Source organism: Thiohalomonas denitrificans (assembly GCF_900102855.1).
Classification (GTDB): domain Bacteria; phylum Pseudomonadota; class Gammaproteobacteria; order Thiohalomonadales; family Thiohalomonadaceae; genus Thiohalomonas; species Thiohalomonas denitrificans.
Genome location: NZ_FMWD01000001.1, coordinates 413,222 through 429,380, shown reverse-complemented (window position 1 = coordinate 429,380; position 16,159 = coordinate 413,222). Strand labels below are relative to the sequence as shown.

The 16,159-nt window shown below is 62.7% G+C and carries 16 protein-coding genes; 11 read left to right on the top strand and 5 right to left on the bottom strand.

What is annotated here, in order from left to right; all coding sequences use genetic code 11:
- Positions 1–58: 58 nt before the first annotated feature.
- Genes BLP65_RS01950 through BLP65_RS01940 form a run of 3 tightly spaced genes read right to left on the bottom strand, consistent with a single transcriptional unit; the run spans position 59 to position 3,329 of the window.
- Positions 59–1,405, bottom strand: a complete 1,347-nt coding sequence (locus tag BLP65_RS01950; RefSeq protein ID WP_092992044.1) for a sigma-54-dependent transcriptional regulator — start codon at positions 1,403–1,405, stop codon at positions 59–61.
- A gap of 11 nt (positions 1,406–1,416) precedes the next feature.
- Positions 1,417–3,024: a sensor histidine kinase gene (locus BLP65_RS01945; RefSeq protein WP_092992042.1), complete on the bottom strand. Its 1,608-nt coding sequence runs from the start codon at positions 3,022–3,024 to the stop codon at positions 1,417–1,419.
- Entirely contained in the window at positions 3,024–3,329 is a 306-nt protein-coding gene (locus BLP65_RS01940) for a PP0621 family protein (protein WP_139181397.1), read from the bottom strand. The genes BLP65_RS01945 and BLP65_RS01940 overlap by 1 nt, the downstream gene beginning before the upstream one ends.
- 66 nt (positions 3,330–3,395) lie before the next feature.
- Here BLP65_RS01940 and sucC point away from each other — a divergent pair, with 66 nt between their 5' ends.
- From sucC to BLP65_RS01920, 4 genes are read left to right on the top strand one after another with little or no spacing between them, the layout of a single operon-like run.
- Positions 3,396–4,565 carry an ADP-forming succinate--CoA ligase subunit beta gene (gene sucC, locus BLP65_RS01935; RefSeq protein ID WP_092992038.1) on the top strand — a complete coding sequence of 390 codons (1,170 nt, stop codon included), beginning with the start codon at positions 3,396–3,398 and terminating at the stop codon, positions 4,563–4,565.
- Entirely contained in the window at positions 4,565–5,437 is an 873-nt protein-coding gene (gene sucD, locus BLP65_RS01930; RefSeq protein WP_092992036.1) for a succinate--CoA ligase subunit alpha, read from the top strand. Before sucC ends, sucD begins: the two co-directional genes overlap by 1 nt.
- A gap of 14 nt (positions 5,438–5,451) precedes the next feature.
- The gene (locus BLP65_RS01925) at positions 5,452–7,080 is read left to right on the top strand and encodes an NAD+ synthase (RefSeq protein ID WP_281180139.1); all 1,629 of its coding nucleotides are present in this window, start codon (positions 5,452–5,454) and stop codon (positions 7,078–7,080) included.
- A gap of 37 nt (positions 7,081–7,117) precedes the next feature.
- Positions 7,118–7,456, top strand: a complete 339-nt coding sequence (locus BLP65_RS01920; RefSeq protein WP_092992032.1) for a P-II family nitrogen regulator — start codon at positions 7,118–7,120, stop codon at positions 7,454–7,456.
- Between the two features lie 164 nt (positions 7,457–7,620).
- On the opposite strand, the gene BLP65_RS01915 is transcribed toward BLP65_RS01920, so the two are convergent.
- Both BLP65_RS01915 and BLP65_RS01910 read right to left on the bottom strand, forming a co-directional pair.
- Positions 7,621–8,142: a nitroreductase family protein gene (locus BLP65_RS01915; RefSeq protein WP_092992030.1), complete on the bottom strand. Its 522-nt coding sequence runs from the start codon at positions 8,140–8,142 to the stop codon at positions 7,621–7,623.
- A 9-nt stretch (positions 8,143–8,151) separates the two neighbouring features.
- Complete coding sequence (locus BLP65_RS01910) at positions 8,152–8,919, bottom strand: outer membrane protein assembly factor BamD (RefSeq protein ID WP_092992028.1); 768 nt, start codon at positions 8,917–8,919, stop codon at positions 8,152–8,154.
- A 57-nt stretch (positions 8,920–8,976) separates the two neighbouring features.
- Here BLP65_RS01910 and rluD point away from each other — a divergent pair, with 57 nt between their 5' ends.
- The 7 genes from rluD (at position 8,977) to clpB (ending at position 16,142) form a co-directional block, all read left to right on the top strand.
- Positions 8,977–9,945, top strand: a complete 969-nt coding sequence (gene rluD / locus BLP65_RS01905; RefSeq protein WP_092992026.1) for a 23S rRNA pseudouridine(1911/1915/1917) synthase RluD — start codon at positions 8,977–8,979, stop codon at positions 9,943–9,945.
- Positions 9,942–10,700, top strand: coding sequence for a peptidoglycan editing factor PgeF (pgeF, locus tag BLP65_RS01900; protein ID WP_245688199.1), 759 nt, complete (start codon positions 9,942–9,944; stop codon positions 10,698–10,700). Before rluD ends, pgeF begins: the two co-directional genes overlap by 4 nt.
- A 5-nt stretch (positions 10,701–10,705) precedes the next feature.
- The gene (locus BLP65_RS01895; protein ID WP_092992025.1) at positions 10,706–11,491 is read left to right on the top strand and encodes a ZIP family metal transporter; all 786 of its coding nucleotides are present in this window, start codon (positions 10,706–10,708) and stop codon (positions 11,489–11,491) included.
- A gap of 236 nt (positions 11,492–11,727) precedes the next feature.
- Entirely contained in the window at positions 11,728–12,249 is a 522-nt protein-coding gene (locus BLP65_RS01890; RefSeq protein ID WP_092992023.1) for a glycine cleavage system transcriptional repressor, read from the top strand.
- Positions 12,250–12,255: 6 nt separating this feature from the next.
- The gene (gene def / locus BLP65_RS01885; RefSeq protein ID WP_092992021.1) at positions 12,256–12,783 is read left to right on the top strand and encodes a peptide deformylase; all 528 of its coding nucleotides are present in this window, start codon (positions 12,256–12,258) and stop codon (positions 12,781–12,783) included.
- Positions 12,780–13,439 carry a lysophospholipid acyltransferase family protein gene (locus BLP65_RS01880; protein ID WP_139181396.1) on the top strand — a complete coding sequence of 220 codons (660 nt, stop codon included), beginning with the start codon at positions 12,780–12,782 and terminating at the stop codon, positions 13,437–13,439. The genes def and BLP65_RS01880 overlap by 4 nt, the downstream gene beginning before the upstream one ends.
- 114 nt (positions 13,440–13,553) lie before the next feature.
- On the top strand, positions 13,554–16,142 hold the full coding sequence (clpB, locus tag BLP65_RS01875; RefSeq protein WP_092992017.1) for an ATP-dependent chaperone ClpB: 2,589 nt from the start codon (positions 13,554–13,556) through the stop codon (positions 16,140–16,142).
- Positions 16,143–16,159: the final 17 nt, after the last annotated feature.

The following is a 16,159-nucleotide window of genomic DNA, read 5'->3' as shown; positions in this document are numbered from 1 at the left end:
GACTGGGCGTTAGGTGACTAACTACGTCCATTGGGTGACAAAATTTGTCACCTTGAGTCTACTCGATGTCGAGTTTTTTGAGGCGGTAGCGTAGTGAGCGAAAGGAGAGGCCGAGCCGTTTGGCGGCGGCGGTCTTATTGAACCGGGTCTCTTCGAGGGCGTTGAGGATGATCTTGCGTTCGATTTCCATCAGGTAGGACTCCAGTTCGAAGTCCCCGCCGCCGACTTCACTGGACGCAACCGGCACGCCTTCGGGGAGTTGGAGGAGCTCTTCGCCGATCGTGGCCTGTTCGCACAGCGTTACGGCACGCTCAAGGATGTTCTCCAGTTCGCGCACATTGCCGGGGAATGCGTAGGAGCCCAGCGCTTCCCGGGCGGAATCATCGAGCTGTAATGGTTCGACTCCCAGCTCGCCGGCGAGCCGCTCGAGGATGTGTTCGACGAGGATCGGAATATCCTCCGGACGCTCTCTCAGGGTTGGTGCTTGCAGCTGGATGACGTTGATGCGATAGAAGAGGTCTTCCCGGAACCGTCCTTCGCGGACCAGCGTGGCGAGGTCCTGGTGGGTGGCACTGAGGATGCGGACATCGATATGGACCTCCTTCTGTGCGCCCAGCGGCCGGATGGCCTTTTCCTGAATGGCCCGTAGCAGCTTGACCTGCATCGCAAGGGGCAGGTCGGCCAGTTCATCCAGGAACAGCGTGCCGCCCTGGGCGGCTTGGAACAGGCCCGGTTTGTCATGGGTGGCGCCGGTAAAACTCCCCTTGCAGTAGCCAAACAGCTCGCTCTCCATGAGATCTGCCGGGATGGCGCCGCAGTTCACCGGCACGAAGGGCTTGTCGGCGCGAGGGCCGTTTTCATGGATCAGTCGGGCGATTAGCTCCTTGCCAGTGCCGGATTCTCCGCTGATATAGATGGGGGCCTGACTGCGGGCCAGCTTGTTGATCGTGGCGCGAATGGTACGGATGACTTCCGATTCACCCAGTAACTGTCGACCTGAAGGGCTTGTGGGGTTGGGGGCTTCATCTCTTCGCCCCATCTTCAGTGCTGTACTGACCAGTTCCCGAAGGGTGGCCAGTTCTACCGGCTTGTTCACAAAGTCGAAGGCGCCGGCCTTGAGGGCCTCGATGGCCAGGCTCATGTTGCCGTGGGCCGTTATGACGGCGACCGGGAGCTCTGGCCGGTGCTGCTGAATATGGCGCACCAGTTCGATGCCGCTACCGTCCGGCAGGCGCATGTCGGCCAGGCAGAGATTGAAATCGGAACGGTTGAGGTGGTCTCTGGCCTCTTCCAGGGTTTCCGCCCCCTCGCAAGCCACCCCCATGCGGGTGAGGGTCAGCTCGAGCAGCTCCCGGATATCGGGCTCATCATCGACGATCAACGCGTGGTATTGGGCTTGCTTCATGGCGAGAGGATCTAACGGCTCGGGTGGCTGAATGAGAGGCGAAATCGGCTTCCGCCCCGCTTATCGGGTAGGTAGGCCAGTTCTGCATTATTGCATTCGGCAAGCTCCCTTGAAATATAGAGTCCGAGTCCGATCCCCGAGCGCTGGGTAGTGAAGAAGGGTTCGAACAACTGGTTGGCGACACTGTCCGGGATCCCCTCTCCTTTGTTGACGATATCCAGGTAGGGCCGTCCGGTTTTTGAGTAGCCCGCCTTCAGGCGGATCCGCGGGAAGTCGCTGGTGCGGCTGTGCCGTTCGGCATTGTCGAGCAGGTTGCTCAGGATCTGCTGCAGGTGGGTGGGATCGAAACCGATTTCCAGATCGGGAGGGATTGCCACCGGGATTTTCCCTGCATCGATGTCGTGTCTGTAACAGAACTCGGCTATAAGGGTCTTCACAAAGGGGGACAGCGTCAGTGCAATCATCTTGGAGCGATCTTTGCGACCGAGTTGGAGGATGCTCTCGATGATGGTGTTCACCCGCTGTGACTGCTCCAGGACGATCTCGGTCATGCGCTGGTCGGTCTTGTCGAGGTGAGGCGACTCCGCGAGTAGCTGACCGGCGTGGCTGATGGCTCCGAGCGGATTGCGGACCTCGTGGGCCACACTGGCGGTCAGTCGTCCGAGGGCGGCGAGTTTCAGTTGCTGGACCTGTCGGGCGGCAAGGCTGGCATCCTCGAGAAAGATCAGGGTCCCTGCGCGTCCGTCGGGGCCGATGTTCATGAAGCGCGGGATTACTTCGTAATCGACATCCTCGAGTTTCACGGTGCGTGGTCGCTGCCCGCCCTGTAGCCAGCGCGCGACGCGCTGGGCCAGGTCGGGAGAGACTTCACCCAGGTAGCGGGTATTGCTGCTTGTAGAACTGAGTAGGCGCCTGGCCGCGACATTCATCAGTTGGACACGCTGGTAGTTGTCGACCACCACCACCCCGGTTTGCATGTGTTCGATGATGAATTCGGCCATCTGCGCCATGTTCGCCAGATCCATCTCCCGCTGTTCGGCCAGTACTTCGCTGGCGCGGGCGTGGCGGCTGAGTACATGGGCCAATGCAGCAGTGGCAAACAGCGCAGCGCCCAGCAGGCCCGACTGGGGGTAGGCCACGGCTGCATCAGGTACCGTTAAATGCGAGTACAGCTGCTCCAGAAGCAGGGCTATCGTTGCCACTGCGGCGAATAGTCCAGCCGTTCGCCCCCCGGTGATCATGCTTGCGTTGGCGATGCACACCACCAGCAGCATTCCCAATCCGCTGGCGACACCTCCGCTGGCATGCATCAGCAGGGTCAAGGCGGTAATGTCTCCGGCGACCTGTACATATAGCTGGATGGGGAAGGCGGGCTGCCGTCGTTCGGAGAGGATTATGGAAATGGCGGCAAATATGACGTAGGCGATACTAACGTTAAGAAAAAAACCGGGGTCGTGGGCGCCAAGGGGCATCGGCGGGCGCTGATCCGATGCGAGAAAGACGAAGGCGCTGCTCAGTAGCAGGCGGTAGATGTTGAAAAAGCGCAGCGGCTGCCAGGTCTTGGCACTGTTTTCGGGCGATGAGAGCGATAGCGGAGCGGTGGTCAGTGAGCCATCCATTACCCGTCTGCCTGATCCCTGTGCTCGGCACTGCAGAACCAATCTTCTCCGCGCCTGAATGCTTCCTGTTCGGGAACATGCAATCCGCACTGCCGGCAGCGCACCATTTGCCCGATTTCCGGTTTCGAGCGCGAAGGCGCAATCGAAGCGCGACGATCACGAAAGCGGCGCACCAGGGCATAAATGGCCCAGATAATTGCCACCAGGATAAGAAGACGAAACAGTCCCATGTTGTTCGGATTCCCGCTTTTCAATAAGGAATATTGCCTCGGCGGATTGTATCGGTCCTGCTGCAAAAAGGCCAAGCCGGGCTTTTGCCAAGGTCCCGGCTTTCGGACACAATACCGTTTTTTCGTTGAGGCGGGGAAAGCATGAATCTCCACGAATATCAGGCCAAGAGTCTGTTCGGCGACTATGGCATCCCGGTTCCGGAGGGGCAGGTGGCGGCCAACCTCGCCGAGGCGGAGCATGCGGCCCAGGCGCTGGGCGGAGGCCGCTGGGTGGTCAAGGCACAGGTCCATGCCGGGGGTCGCGGCAAGGCGGGTGGCGTCAGGCTGGTGGAAGGCCTGGCGGCATTGACGTCCGCGGCCGATGAGCTGCTTGGCAGCCGGCTGGTGACCCACCAGACCGGGACGGAGGGACAGCCGGTCAACAAGGTCCTGGTCGAGGCCGTCTCCCCGAACGCCCGTGAACTCTACCTCGGCATGGTGGTGGACCGCACCAGCCAGCGGGTAACGATCATGGCCTCAGCGGCCGGCGGCATGGACATCGAGGAGGTGGCCGCAACCCGCCCCGAGGCTATCTGCAGCGTGGCGGTCGACCCCGTGGTTGGCTTGCAGCCTTACCAGTGCCGCCGGGTGGCCTTCGGGCTGGAGCTGGACGGCTCGCAGGTCAAGGAACTCGGCAAGCTGATGATGGCGCTCTACCGGCTCTTCATGGAGCGCGACGCCGCCCTGGTGGAGATCAATCCTCTGGTGGTGACCGGGGAGGGCCACCTGCTGGCTCTGGATGCCAAGATCAACCTCGATGAGAGCGCATCTTACCGGCAGTCCGCCCTGGCGGGACTCCACGACACCACCCAGGAAGACGAGCGCGAATGCCGCGCCCGGCAGCACGGTCTGAACTATGTCCGTCTCGACGGCAATATCGGCTGCATGGTCAACGGCGCCGGATTGGCGATGGCCACCATGGACCTCATCAAGCTGCAGGGCGGCGAACCGGCCAACTTCCTGGACGTGGGCGGCGGTACCACCGCGGAGAAGGTGGCTGAGGCCTTCAAACTGATCCTCTCCGACCAGAACGTGGAAGCCATTCTGGTGAATATCTTTGGCGGTATCGTGCGCTGCGACCTGATCGCCGAGGGCATCATCCAGGCGGTCCGGGAGGTGTCCTCCGCCGTGCCGGTGGTGGTCCGGTTGGAGGGGACCAACGTGGAACGCGGGCGTGAACTGCTGGCTGCGAGCGGACTGGCCATCGATACGGCGGCCGACCTTACGGATGCGGCCCAAAAAGCGGTAATGGCCGCGGGAGGGAAGGCCTGATGTCGATTCTGGTCAACAGTGATACCCGGGTGATCTGCCAGGGTTTTACCGGCAAACAGGGTACTTTCCATTCGGAACAGGCCATCGCCTACGGCACCCGCCTGGTGGGCGGCGTTACGCCCGGCAAGGGCGGGCAGATGCACCTGGAGCGGCCGGTGTTCAATACCGTTCATGACGCGGTGGCGGAGACCGGTGCCGATGCCACCATGATCTATGTCCCGGCGCCGTTCGCGGCTGATGCCATTCTCGAGGCGGCGGACGCCGGCATCGAGACCATCGTCTGCATCACCGAAGGCATTCCGGTCCTCGATATGTTGAAGGTGAAGGCCTCACTGCGCGGTACGGAATCGCGCCTCATCGGCCCTAACTGCCCCGGCGTCATTACTCCCGGCGCCTGCAAGATCGGCATCATGCCGGGCGCGATCCACAGCCCGGGGCGTATCGGCATCGTCTCCCGTTCGGGCACGCTGACCTACGAGGCTGTGCATCAGACCACCCGTGCGGGACTGGGCCAGAGCACCTGCGTGGGTATCGGCGGCGACCCGATTCACGGGCTCAGCTTTGTCGATTGCCTGGCGCAGTTCGAGCAGGACCCCGGCACCGACGGGGTCATCATGGTCGGGGAAATCGGCGGGATGGCGGAAGAGGAGGCGGCCGAGTTTATCCGCCATCACGTCAGCAAGCCGGTAGTGGCCTACATTGCCGGAGTGACCGCCCCCAAGGGTAAGCGCATGGGGCACGCCGGGGCGATCATTGCCGGTGGGAAAGGCACCGCGGAGGAGAAGTTTACCGCCCTCGAGGCCGCCGGGGTGACTATTGCCCGCTCGCCCGCCGAGATGGGCGAGCGCATGGCCGAAGCCCTGAAGGGCTGACGATGATAGCTACCGTGGCAACTCGGTCGCGGCTTCGGCTTGCGATGGCGCAGCTGGACTTTCATGTCGGCGACATCGCCGGCAATGTGCAGCGCATCATCGCTGCCGCCGGGCGCGCTCGCGATGAACTCCAGGCCGATGTGGTGGTGTTCCCGGAACTGGCCCTCTGCGGTTACCCACCCGAAGACCTGCTGATGCGCCAGGGGTTTCAGTTGCGGGTCCTGCAGGGACTGGAAGAGATTAAGCGCGCGGTACACGGCATCGATATGCTGTTCGGCTATCCGGCCATGGCCATGGGCGGTCTCTACAACGCCGCCTCCCTGCTTCGGGACGGGGAGCTGATCGCGACCTATCACAAGCAGCATCTGCCCAACTACAGCGTGTTCGACGAGGTACGCTACTTTACCGGCGGTCACGAGCCCTGCGTGGTGAACGTGAAGGGCGTCGCGGTTGGGATTACGATTTGTGAGGACATCTGGCAACCCGCTCCCGCGGCCCAGGCCGCTGCCGCCGGCGCGCAGCTTCTCATCAACATCAACGCCTCTCCCTATCATCTCTCCAAGGGCGATGAGCGGGAGAGGGTGCTACAGAGACGGGTCGAGGAGACCGGTTTGCCGATTGCCTATCTGAACCTGGTCGGCGGACAGGATGAACTGGTCTTCGATGGCGAATCCTTCGTGATGGATGCCGGGGGGCGGGTAGTGCAGCGCGCCCCGGCCTTTGAAGAGGGGCTCTGGATTGCCGACTTCGACATCGGCGACGCGGTCCGGCCGCTGCCGTCCGAATGCGCACCGAAGCTGTCCGAAGAGGCGAGCGCCTACGGCGCGCTGGTGCTGGGTACGCGCGATTACATTGACAAGAACGGCTTCCCCGGTGTGGTGCTAGGCCTTTCCGGAGGCATCGATTCAGCCCTCACCCTGGCCGTCGCCGTCGATGCCATTGGCCCGGAACGGGTGGAGGCCGTCACCATGCCCTCCCGGTATACCGCCGATATGAGTGTGGAGGATGCCAGGGCGGAAGCCGCGGCGCTCGGCATCGAGTGCCGGACGATCCCGATCGAGCCGCTGTTCAATGCCTTTCTGGCGAGTTTGGCGGACGAGTTTGCCGGTACCGAGCCGGACGTGACCGAGGAGAACATCCAGGCGCGCTGCCGCGGGGTGCTGCTGATGGCGATCTCCAACAAAAAGCACAAGATGGTGCTGACCACCGGCAACAAGAGTGAAATGGCTGTGGGCTATGCCACACTTTACGGGGATATGGCCGGCGGTTTTGCCGTTCTCAAGGATGTTCCGAAGACGCTGGTCTATCGGCTCGCCCGCTATCGCAACCGCCTCCGTCCGGTGATCCCGGAGCGGGTCATCGAACGTCCCCCGTCTGCCGAACTGGCGCCGGATCAGAAGGACAGCGATAGCCTGCCTGCGTATGATGTACTGGATCCCATCTTGGAAATGTATGTCGAACGCGACCTGTGCCCCGACGATATTGTCCGCCAGGGCTATGATCGGGACGCGGTGGAACGGGTCGTGAGAATGGTCGATCGAAATGAATACAAGCGCCGGCAGGCGCCGCCGGGCGTGCGCGTTACCTGCCGTGCCTTCGGCCGCGACCGGCGTTACCCGATCACCAACGGCTACCGTGATTGAACAACCCTACACTTGATTTTCGGTCGAGGAGCGCGCAATGAACAAGGTCGAAGCCATCATCAAGCCCTTTAAACTGGATGACGTCCGCGAGGCGCTGTCGGAGATCGGTATCGCCGGCATGACGGCAACGGAAGTAAAGGGTTTCGGACGCCAGAAGGGACACACCGAGCTCTATCGCGGGGCCGAATACGTAGTGGATTTCCTGCCGAAGGTGAAGATAGAGGTGGTGATCGAGGCCGGCAAGGTGGATGAGTGCATCGAGGCGATCACCAACGCCGCCCACACCGGCAAGATCGGTGACGGCAAGATCTTTGTTACAGCCGTGGAGCGCGTGGTGCGCATCCGCACCGGAGAGGAAGGACCCGCCGCGATCTGACGGGAAATCGCCGCGAGGCGTCCCCCTGCCCGGGGAATTTCCCGGTAGGAGGGCCGCCCCGGCGCGATGCTGTCCGTGACGGAAATCGCCGCGGGGGCGCGCCTCCTACCTGTTCAGTGCCGCCGCTCACCGGAAGGAGGGCCGCCCCCGGTGCTAACCGAGTTTCAGCGATATTCGACCATCTCGTCGAGATGGCGTCGCGGGGTCGGATCCGGCCACTCGGCCGGGTAACCGACCGCCAGAATGGCCACGGGCCGGAGGCTCGCCTCGAGTTTCAGGCCTTCCACCAGCGCTTTTTCATCGAAAGAGCCCACCCAGGTGGAGCCGAGGCCTGCGGCCACGGTGGCGAGTTGTGCGTAGGTGGCGGCGATGGTTGCATCCTGCACGGCATACAACTCCCGCCCCCGCTCCCCATACTGGGTGGCTGAACGCAGCGGGTCGGCACAGAACACCAGGCAGGCCGATGTCTCGGCGAGAAAGGTCTGATCACCGGCGACGCGGCTCAGGGTTCTTCTGCCCTCATCGCTGGAAACGATTACGATGCGGTAGGCCTGGAGGTCTCCTGCCGAGGGAGCGGCGCTGGCCATCTCGAGGACGGCGTGCAGCTTTTCCCGCTCGACCGGCATATCGCTACGGAAGCGTCGCACCGAGTGGCGATGGCGCACGGTTTCGAAGAAATCCCACATAGATTTGCCTCAGTTGTCCTTTTCCAGCTGTGTGGTGACCCTGTGTTCAGGGTAGTTCTGGCGCAGTACCCGCAAGGCATCATCGGCCAGTTTCGGCATGTCCATCGCGCGGTAGGCGGTGACCATGATCCCCAGCGCATCCGGAACGGCGGGTGTGGATTCGTAGCTCTCCAGCACATAGCGCGCGCGCTCAACGGCGGCCAGGTAGGCATCCCGCCTCATGTAGTATTGGGCTACCTGGATTTCATGGCGTGCCAGATTATTGCGCAGGTAGGCCATGCGCTTGATGGCGTCCTCTGCATAGCGGCTCTCGGGGAACTTCGTGGTCAGCTCCCGGAAGTGTCGAAATGCCTCGCGAGCCCGTGCAGGGTCGCGTTCCGCCGGATCACTGGGAAAGAATCGCTCCAGGAAGCCACCGCCGATATCGAAACTGGCCAGCCCGCGCATGTAGTAGGCATAATCCACGTTCGGATGACGGGGGTGGAGTTTGATAAAGCGATCCGCCGCCGCAATGGCCGCTTCAGGCTCGTCCGCTTCGTAATGGGCGTAGATGGTTTCGAGTTGCGCCTGCTGGGCGAAGCGCCCGTAGGGATAGCGGGCCTCGAGCTTACTGTAGAGGCCCAGCGCCTGTTCATAGTTGCCGTTGTCCAGGGCGGCTTTGGCCTTTTCGTAAATCTCGCTGGCACTCCAGTCGGCGGTCTCATCGGCCTCCGGGAGGCCGGCACAGCCTGCGGTCAGAAGCAGGACGAGGAGGGGTAAAAGCGTGAAAATGCGCATCTCGACTCATTTTTATGGATATCCAAGTTAAGAAGTATAACCGTGGGTCATGAACGAATGAAACAAGATGAGTCACCGAGACGGGTGGCGGTTCCCCTGGAATCGGCCGGCCGCCGACTCGACCAGGTGCTCGCGGAACTCTTCCCGGAGTATTCCCGCTCCCGTCTCCAGCAGTGGGTGAAAGAGGGGCGCGTGCGGGTAGACGGAAAACCGATGCGTCCCAAGGACAAGTTGCAGGGGATCGAGCAGATCGATCTCGAGCCGGTCGTGGTGCCCGAGCAGCGCTGGGAGGCGGAAGCGATTCCACTCGATATCCGCTACGAGGATGAACAGCTCATCGTGCTCAACAAGCCGGCCGGCCTGGTGGTTCATCCGGCGGTCGGCAATCGCGCCGGGACCCTGCTCAACGCCCTGCTGCACCACGCCCCGGAGCTGGCGTCGGTGCCGCGGGCGGGAATCGTGCACCGTCTCGACAAGGAGACCAGCGGACTGCTGGTCGTGGCCCGTACGCTGCAGGCCCAGACGGCCCTGGTCGCCCAGTTGCAGGCGCGCAGCATGACGCGCGAATACCGCGCCGTGGTTGCCGGTGTCATGACCGGCGGCGGCACGGTCGACGCGCCCATCGGCCGGCACGCCGTCGATCGCAAGCGAATGGCCGTGACCCCCAACGGCAAGCCGGCAGTGACCCATTATCGGGTGGTCGAGCGGTTTCGGGGCCACACTGATATCAGGGTCCGCCTGGAGACCGGTCGCACCCATCAGATCCGGGTACACATGGCGCACATCCGCTATCCATTGGTGGGGGATCCGGTCTACGGGGGACGTCTCAAGCTGCCCAAAGGCTGTTCGGAGGACCTGCGCCAGGTACTCCGCGGGTTTCATCGACAGGCGCTACATGCCGGCAGGCTTGGACTGGAACACCCCGGCAGCGGCTTGCCGATGGAGTGGGAGGCGGAACTTCCGGACGATATGTGCAGGTTGCTGGAGGTGTTGAGAAACGACGCGGAGCAAGAGGAGAGCGCGTGACGGATTACCTGGAAAGCACCGGAGAGCTTACGGTCCTGCGGCCGGGCTGGCCGGCGCCGTCCAGCGTCAAGGCTGCCGTCTCCACCCGCATCGGGGGTGTGAGTGCCCCGCCGTACGACTCGCTCAATCTGGGCGACCACGTGGGTGACGACCCCCGGGCTGTGGCCGAAAACCGACGGCGGCTCGGGCGGGTGCTGCATCTGCCGGGCGAACCCATCTGGCTCCGCCAGGTACACGGTACGCGGGTCGTTTCTGCCAGGGAGGGGGTGGATCGCGAGGCGGATGCGATCTACGCCGACACAGCGGAGAGTGTATGCGCCGTGCTGACCGCCGATTGTCTGCCGGTGCTGTTCTGCGATGGCGCCGGCACCCGGATTGCGGCCGCACACGCCGGTTGGCGAGGACTGCAGGCGGGCATCCTCGAGTCGACGCTCGACACCTTCGATACGCCCTTCGAAGAGATTCTTGTGTGGCTGGGCCCTGCCATCGGACCGGACGCGTTTGAGGTCGGCCCGGAGGTGCGGGAGGCGTTTCTGGTGTCCGACCCGGGCGCAGGCGAGGCCTTTCGGCCATCGCCTTCGGGGCGCTGGTGGGCGGATCTGTATGGGCTGGCGCGCCGACGGCTGAGACGCGCCGGTGTCGGCGGGATCTATGGCGGGGGCTACTGTACCTACACGGACACCGAACGTTTCTACTCCTATCGAAGGGACGGGGTTACGGGCCGCATGGCCACCCTGATTTGGATGGAAGGCTGACCACCATGCCTCTTCTGGCCTGGATACTGCTCTTCTCCCTGGTCGGAAGTGTCTTCAGTATTTTGGCTGCGGGGCTTTTCCTGGTCCTGCCCGCCGGATTTCGCGAACGGGCGATGCCGCACCTGATCAGCTTCGCAGTCGGTGCCCTGCTCGGCGCCGCCTTTCTCGCGCTGCTACCCGATGCCATTCTTCACAATGAGGTCGACCCCCACGGCCTGATGCTGGCTGCCCTGCTGGGTCTGTTGGGTTTTTTCCTGCTGGAAAAATTCGTACTCTGGCGGCACTGCCACGTCGGCACCCGTCATGCCCACGCTGTCGAGGGTGCCGGGACTGGCCAGATAGGGAGATCTCCCGGTATTCTCGTGCTCTTTGGCGACGCGCTGCACAATTTCGTCGACGGAGTGTTAATCGCTGCGGCGTTCCTGACTGACATCGGCCTGGGTATTGCCACCAGTCTGGCGGTCGCCGCGCACGAGGTCCCGCAGGAGCTCGGCGATTTTGCGGTGCTTCTGGGCAGTGGGCGCAGCCGCTTGCGGGCACTGCTTCTGAATATCCTCTCCGGGAGCACGACCCTGCTGGGCGCTGTGCTGGCCTATTTTGCCCTGGGAGCGACAGAGGGTCTGCTGCCCTATGTCCTCGTGGTGGCCGCCGCCAGCTTTATCTACATCGCCGTGGCCGACCTGATTCCGGGATTGCACGCCCGGTTCGAGCCCCGGGCCATCGTGGAGCAGATCGTTGCGATCGGTCTTGGCGTGGTGGTGATTTACTGGGCCCACGGTGTGGCCCATTGAAAAAGCATTAACCGCAAAGCTTCCGCTCCTGCTCACGCCCCTCACCTACATCCATGTAGGCGAAGACGCCAAGAGCGCAAAGTAGTCCGTGGCTTATCGGGGTATGCGGCAAAACTGGGTGTCACCGGCAAATGCTGACTACTGTGGTGAATTGCTTTTGCAATCATTTGCTTTGCGCCCTTTGCGTCTTTGCGGTGAGAAATCCGGGTTAGCCCACGTTATTCTGAGGAATTGAGATGAAACACTGGTACATGCTGACCCTGGTCGGAAAGGATCGACCGGGAATCGTCGCCCACCTCACTTCGGCGCTGTTCGAGGGGGGCTGCAATCTGGGGGAGGCCTCAATGATGCGGTTGGGCGGCAATTTCACCATCATGTTGATGGTCGAGTTCGAAGGTCGCACCCGTCAGCTGGATGAGTTGGTCGCCCCGGTGGCGGAGTCGATGGACCTGCATCACCACGTCGACCGTATCGAAGGCCATCTGCATCAGCATCTGGAGCCGGATGTGCGCATCACCGTCTATGGCGCCGACAAGGCCGGTATTGTCGCCCGGGTGACCGGCGCCCTGGCGGAAGCAGGCCTGCATATCCTCGACTTCGAGTCGGATGTGGCGGGTAGCGAGGCCGAACCGATTTACGTCATGACCATTGAGGGCCACGCCGCCGAGGGCGTCGAGGCACTGCAGTCGGCGCTGGAGATCGTGACCGAAGGCGGCGTCGAGGCGCGCCTGACCCCTGTCCAGACCATGATCGGGTGAGGAGAGATGGCCATCCTGGACATTCTGACCTATCCCGATGAACGCCTGAAGCGCATCGCCGAACCGGTCGATCGCTTCGACGAGGAGCTGCAGGCCTTTCTTTCCGATCTGGAAGAGACCATGGACGCAGGCCCCGGTGGTGTCGGCATTGCCGCTCCCCAGGTGGACCGGCTGCAGCGTATCGCCATCGTGGACTGCTCCAAGGCGCGCAAACCGGTCCCCAATCACGGCCGTCTGTTCCTGATCAATCCGGAGATCATCGAGTGGGAGGGTATGGAGGTGGGTCGCGAAGGCTGCATGTCGGTGCCTGATTACACGGGCAATGTGATTCGTGCCGAACGGGTCAGTGTCAGCGCACTGGACCGCGGTGGCGAGCCGCAGGAGTATCGCTTTGAGGGCTTCGAGGCGAAGGCGGTCCAGCATGAGGTCGATCACCTGGACGGGCTGCTGTTCCTGGATCGGCTGGTCAGCCGCCGCAACGACCTGTTCCGGCGCAAGAGCTACCAGAAACCGAAGAAGAGCAAAACTGCTTGAGTTCGAACATGCCCGAGGGAGTCTCACAGGTGGTTCGGCCCGACTGGGGAGCCCGCTGGCTGAATGCGATCGACCGGCTCAACAGCGCCTTCTGCCGTGGCTATCATCGCATGCAGGCCGATCCGGTGCCGCTGCCGGCGGAGGGACCGGCCCTGGTGGTGGCCAATCATCTTTCCGGGCTGGACCCGCTGGTCATGATCGCTGCCAGTCCGCGTCCTCTGCGCTTTCTGATCGCCAAGGAGGAGTACGAGCGACTGGGCCTGAGGGCGCTGTTCAAGGCCGTCGGTTGCATTCCCGTGGATCGGGCCGGTCGACCGGAGAGGGCCTTTCGGGAGGCCGTCAAGGCGCTGCAGTCGGGAGAAGTGGTGGCACTGTTTCCCGAAGGCGGAATCCATACCGGCGACAAGCGTCCGCCCCTGAAACGCGGTGTATGGAAACTGGCACAGCTCGCCGGGTGTCCCATCTATCCGCTGCATATCGAGGGCATAGCGGGAGAGGGACGTATCGTGTCGGCGCTGTTGCGTCGCAGCCGTATCCGGGTTTTCGCGCATCCGCCGATCACCTGTTCCGGCGATGCCTCGACCTGCCTAGATGCCGTGTACGAATCCATCGGGATGGCCCCGGACCCGCTTTCTGCTATTGCCGCGACACTCTGAACGGCTACAAGCGCTTGATCACCCCATTCTCGACCCCGCATTGATTTTCCTCTCTTCCTGCCCCATTTATCGGGTAATTGCAAACCACTTAAAAATTCAGGGGGTATTTGTCCGATGCGAATGGACAAGCTGACCACCAAGTTCCAGACCGCGCTGGCAGACGCCCAGAGCATTGCGGTCGGACGCGACCATCAATATATCGAGCCGGAGCATGTGCTGAATGCCCTCATGGACCAGGAGGGAGGCACCACACGCCATTTGCTCAGTGAGGCGGGCGTCAACGCCAACAGCCTGCGTTCGCGGCTCGGAGAGGCCCTGGAGCGGATGCCCCGGGTCGAGGGCACCGGCGGCGATGTGCACATCTCCAACGACACCGGGCGCCTGCTGAACCAGACCGATAAGCTCGCCCAGCAGCGCAAGGATGGCTACATCTCCAGCGAGCTGTTTGTGCTTGCGGCTGTCGAAGATCGGGGCCAGCTGGGCCAGTTGCTCCGCAAGGAAGGCGCCAGTAAAGGTGCTCTGGAGCAGGCCATCGACAAGCTGCGGGGTGGACAGAGTGTCGATGATCCGAATGCCGAGGAGCAGCGCCAGGCACTGGAGAAGTACACGGTCGATCTCACCGAGCGAGCCGAACAGGGCAAGCTCGACCCCGTGATTGGCCGCGATGACGAGATCCGTCGCGTGACCCAGGTGCTGCAGCGGCGCACCAAGAACAACCCGGTGCTGATCGGTGAGCCGGGTGTCGGCAAGACCGCAATCGTCGAGGGGCTGGCGCAGCGCATCGTTAACGGCGAGGTGCCTGAGGGGCTAAAGGGCAAGCGCCTGCTCTCTCTGGACATGGCGGCCCTGATCGCCGGTGCCAAGTACCGCGGGGAATTCGAGGAGCGCCTGAAGGCGGTACTGAACGATATCGCCAAGCAGGAGGGCAACATCATCCTGTTCATCGACGAGATCCACACCATGGTGGGGGCCGGCAAGGCCGAGGGTTCCGTCGATGCCGGCAATATGCTTAAGCCGGCCCTGGCCCGCGGTGAACTGCACTGCGTCGGCGCCACCACGCTTGATGAATACCGGCAACACATCGAAAAGGATGCGGCGCTCGAGCGACGCTTCCAGAAGGCGCTGGTCGATGAACCCAGCGTCGAGGACACCATCGCCATCCTGCGCGGGCTGAAAGAGAAATATGAAGTCCATCACGGGGTGGAGATTACGGATCCGGCGATCGTATCCGCCGCGACGCTCTCCCACCGCTACATTAGCGACCGGCAACTCCCGGACAAGGCCATCGATCTCATCGATGAGGCGGCCTCGCGCATCCGTATGGAGATCGACTCCAAGCCCGAGGAGATGGATCGGCTCGAACGCAAGCTGATCCAGTTCAAGATCGAGCGTGAGGCACTGGCCAAGGAGTCCGACGAGGCCTCCAAGAAGCGCCTGCAGCACATCGAGGATGAGATTGCCCGGCTCGAAAGGGAGTACGGCGACCTGGACGAGATCTGGAAATCGGAAAAGGCGGCGCTGCAGGGTGCACAGCACATCAAGGAAGAGCTGGAGCGGGCACGCCTGGAACTGGAAACGGCGCGTCGTGCCGGCGATCTGGCACGCATGTCGGAATTGCAGTATGGACGTATCCCGGACCTGGAGAAATCCCTGGAGAGCGCCCAGGTGGCCGAGGTGCAGGAAACCAGGCTGCTGCGCAACAGGGTTACCGAGGAGGAGATCGCCGAAGTGGTCTCCAAGTGGACCGGTATTCCCATGACCCGGATGCTGGAGGGCGAGCGGGAAAAGCTGCTGAAAATGGAGGAGATGCTCCATACCCGGGTGGTGGGCCAGGACGAGGCGATCACCGCTGTCGCCAATGCCATTCGCCGCTCGCGGGCCGGCCTTTCCGATCCCAACCGGCCAAACGGTTCATTTCTCTTTCTCGGACCCACCGGCGTCGGCAAGACCGAACTGTGCAAGGCCCTGGCTGCGTTCCTGTTCGATACCGAGGATGCCATGGTTCGCATCGACATGTCGGAGTTCATGGAGCGGCACTCGGTGGCCCGGCTGATTGGCGCGCCGCCGGGCTACGTCGGCTATGAAGAGGGCGGCTACCTGACCGAGCATGTGCGTCGCAAGCCCTATTCGGTGATCCTTATGGATGAGATCGAGAAGGCGCATCCCGATGTCTTCAACATCCTGCTTCAGGTGCTGGAAGATGGTCGCCTGACCGACGGCCATGGTCGTACCGTCGATTTTCGCAACACGGTGGTGGTGATGACCTCGAACCTCGGCTCCCAGTTGATCCAGGAGATGGCCGGAGAGGAGCACTACGACGAGATGAAGTCGTCTGTGATGGAGGTGGTCGGGCAGCACTTCCGGCCCGAATTCATCAACCGTGTCGATGAGGTGGTGGTCTTCCATCCGCTGGCCCGGGAGCAGATCCGTGCCATTGCCGATATCCAGGTCGACTATCTGCGCCAGCGTCTGGCGGACCGAGACATGGGCATGAGGCTCACGCCGGCCGCGCTCGACCGGCTGGCAGAAGCCGGTTTCGACCCGGTGTATGGGGCACGCCCACTGAAGCGGGCCATCCAGCAGCAGGTGGAAAACCCGCTGGCGCAGGAGATCCTCTCGGGGCATTTTGGCCCGGGGGACACTGTCGTCATCGATGTTGTCGACGGGCGCATGGCCTTCGGACGCGAAGCCGCAGCGGTCTGATCCGCAATTCTTTCTCA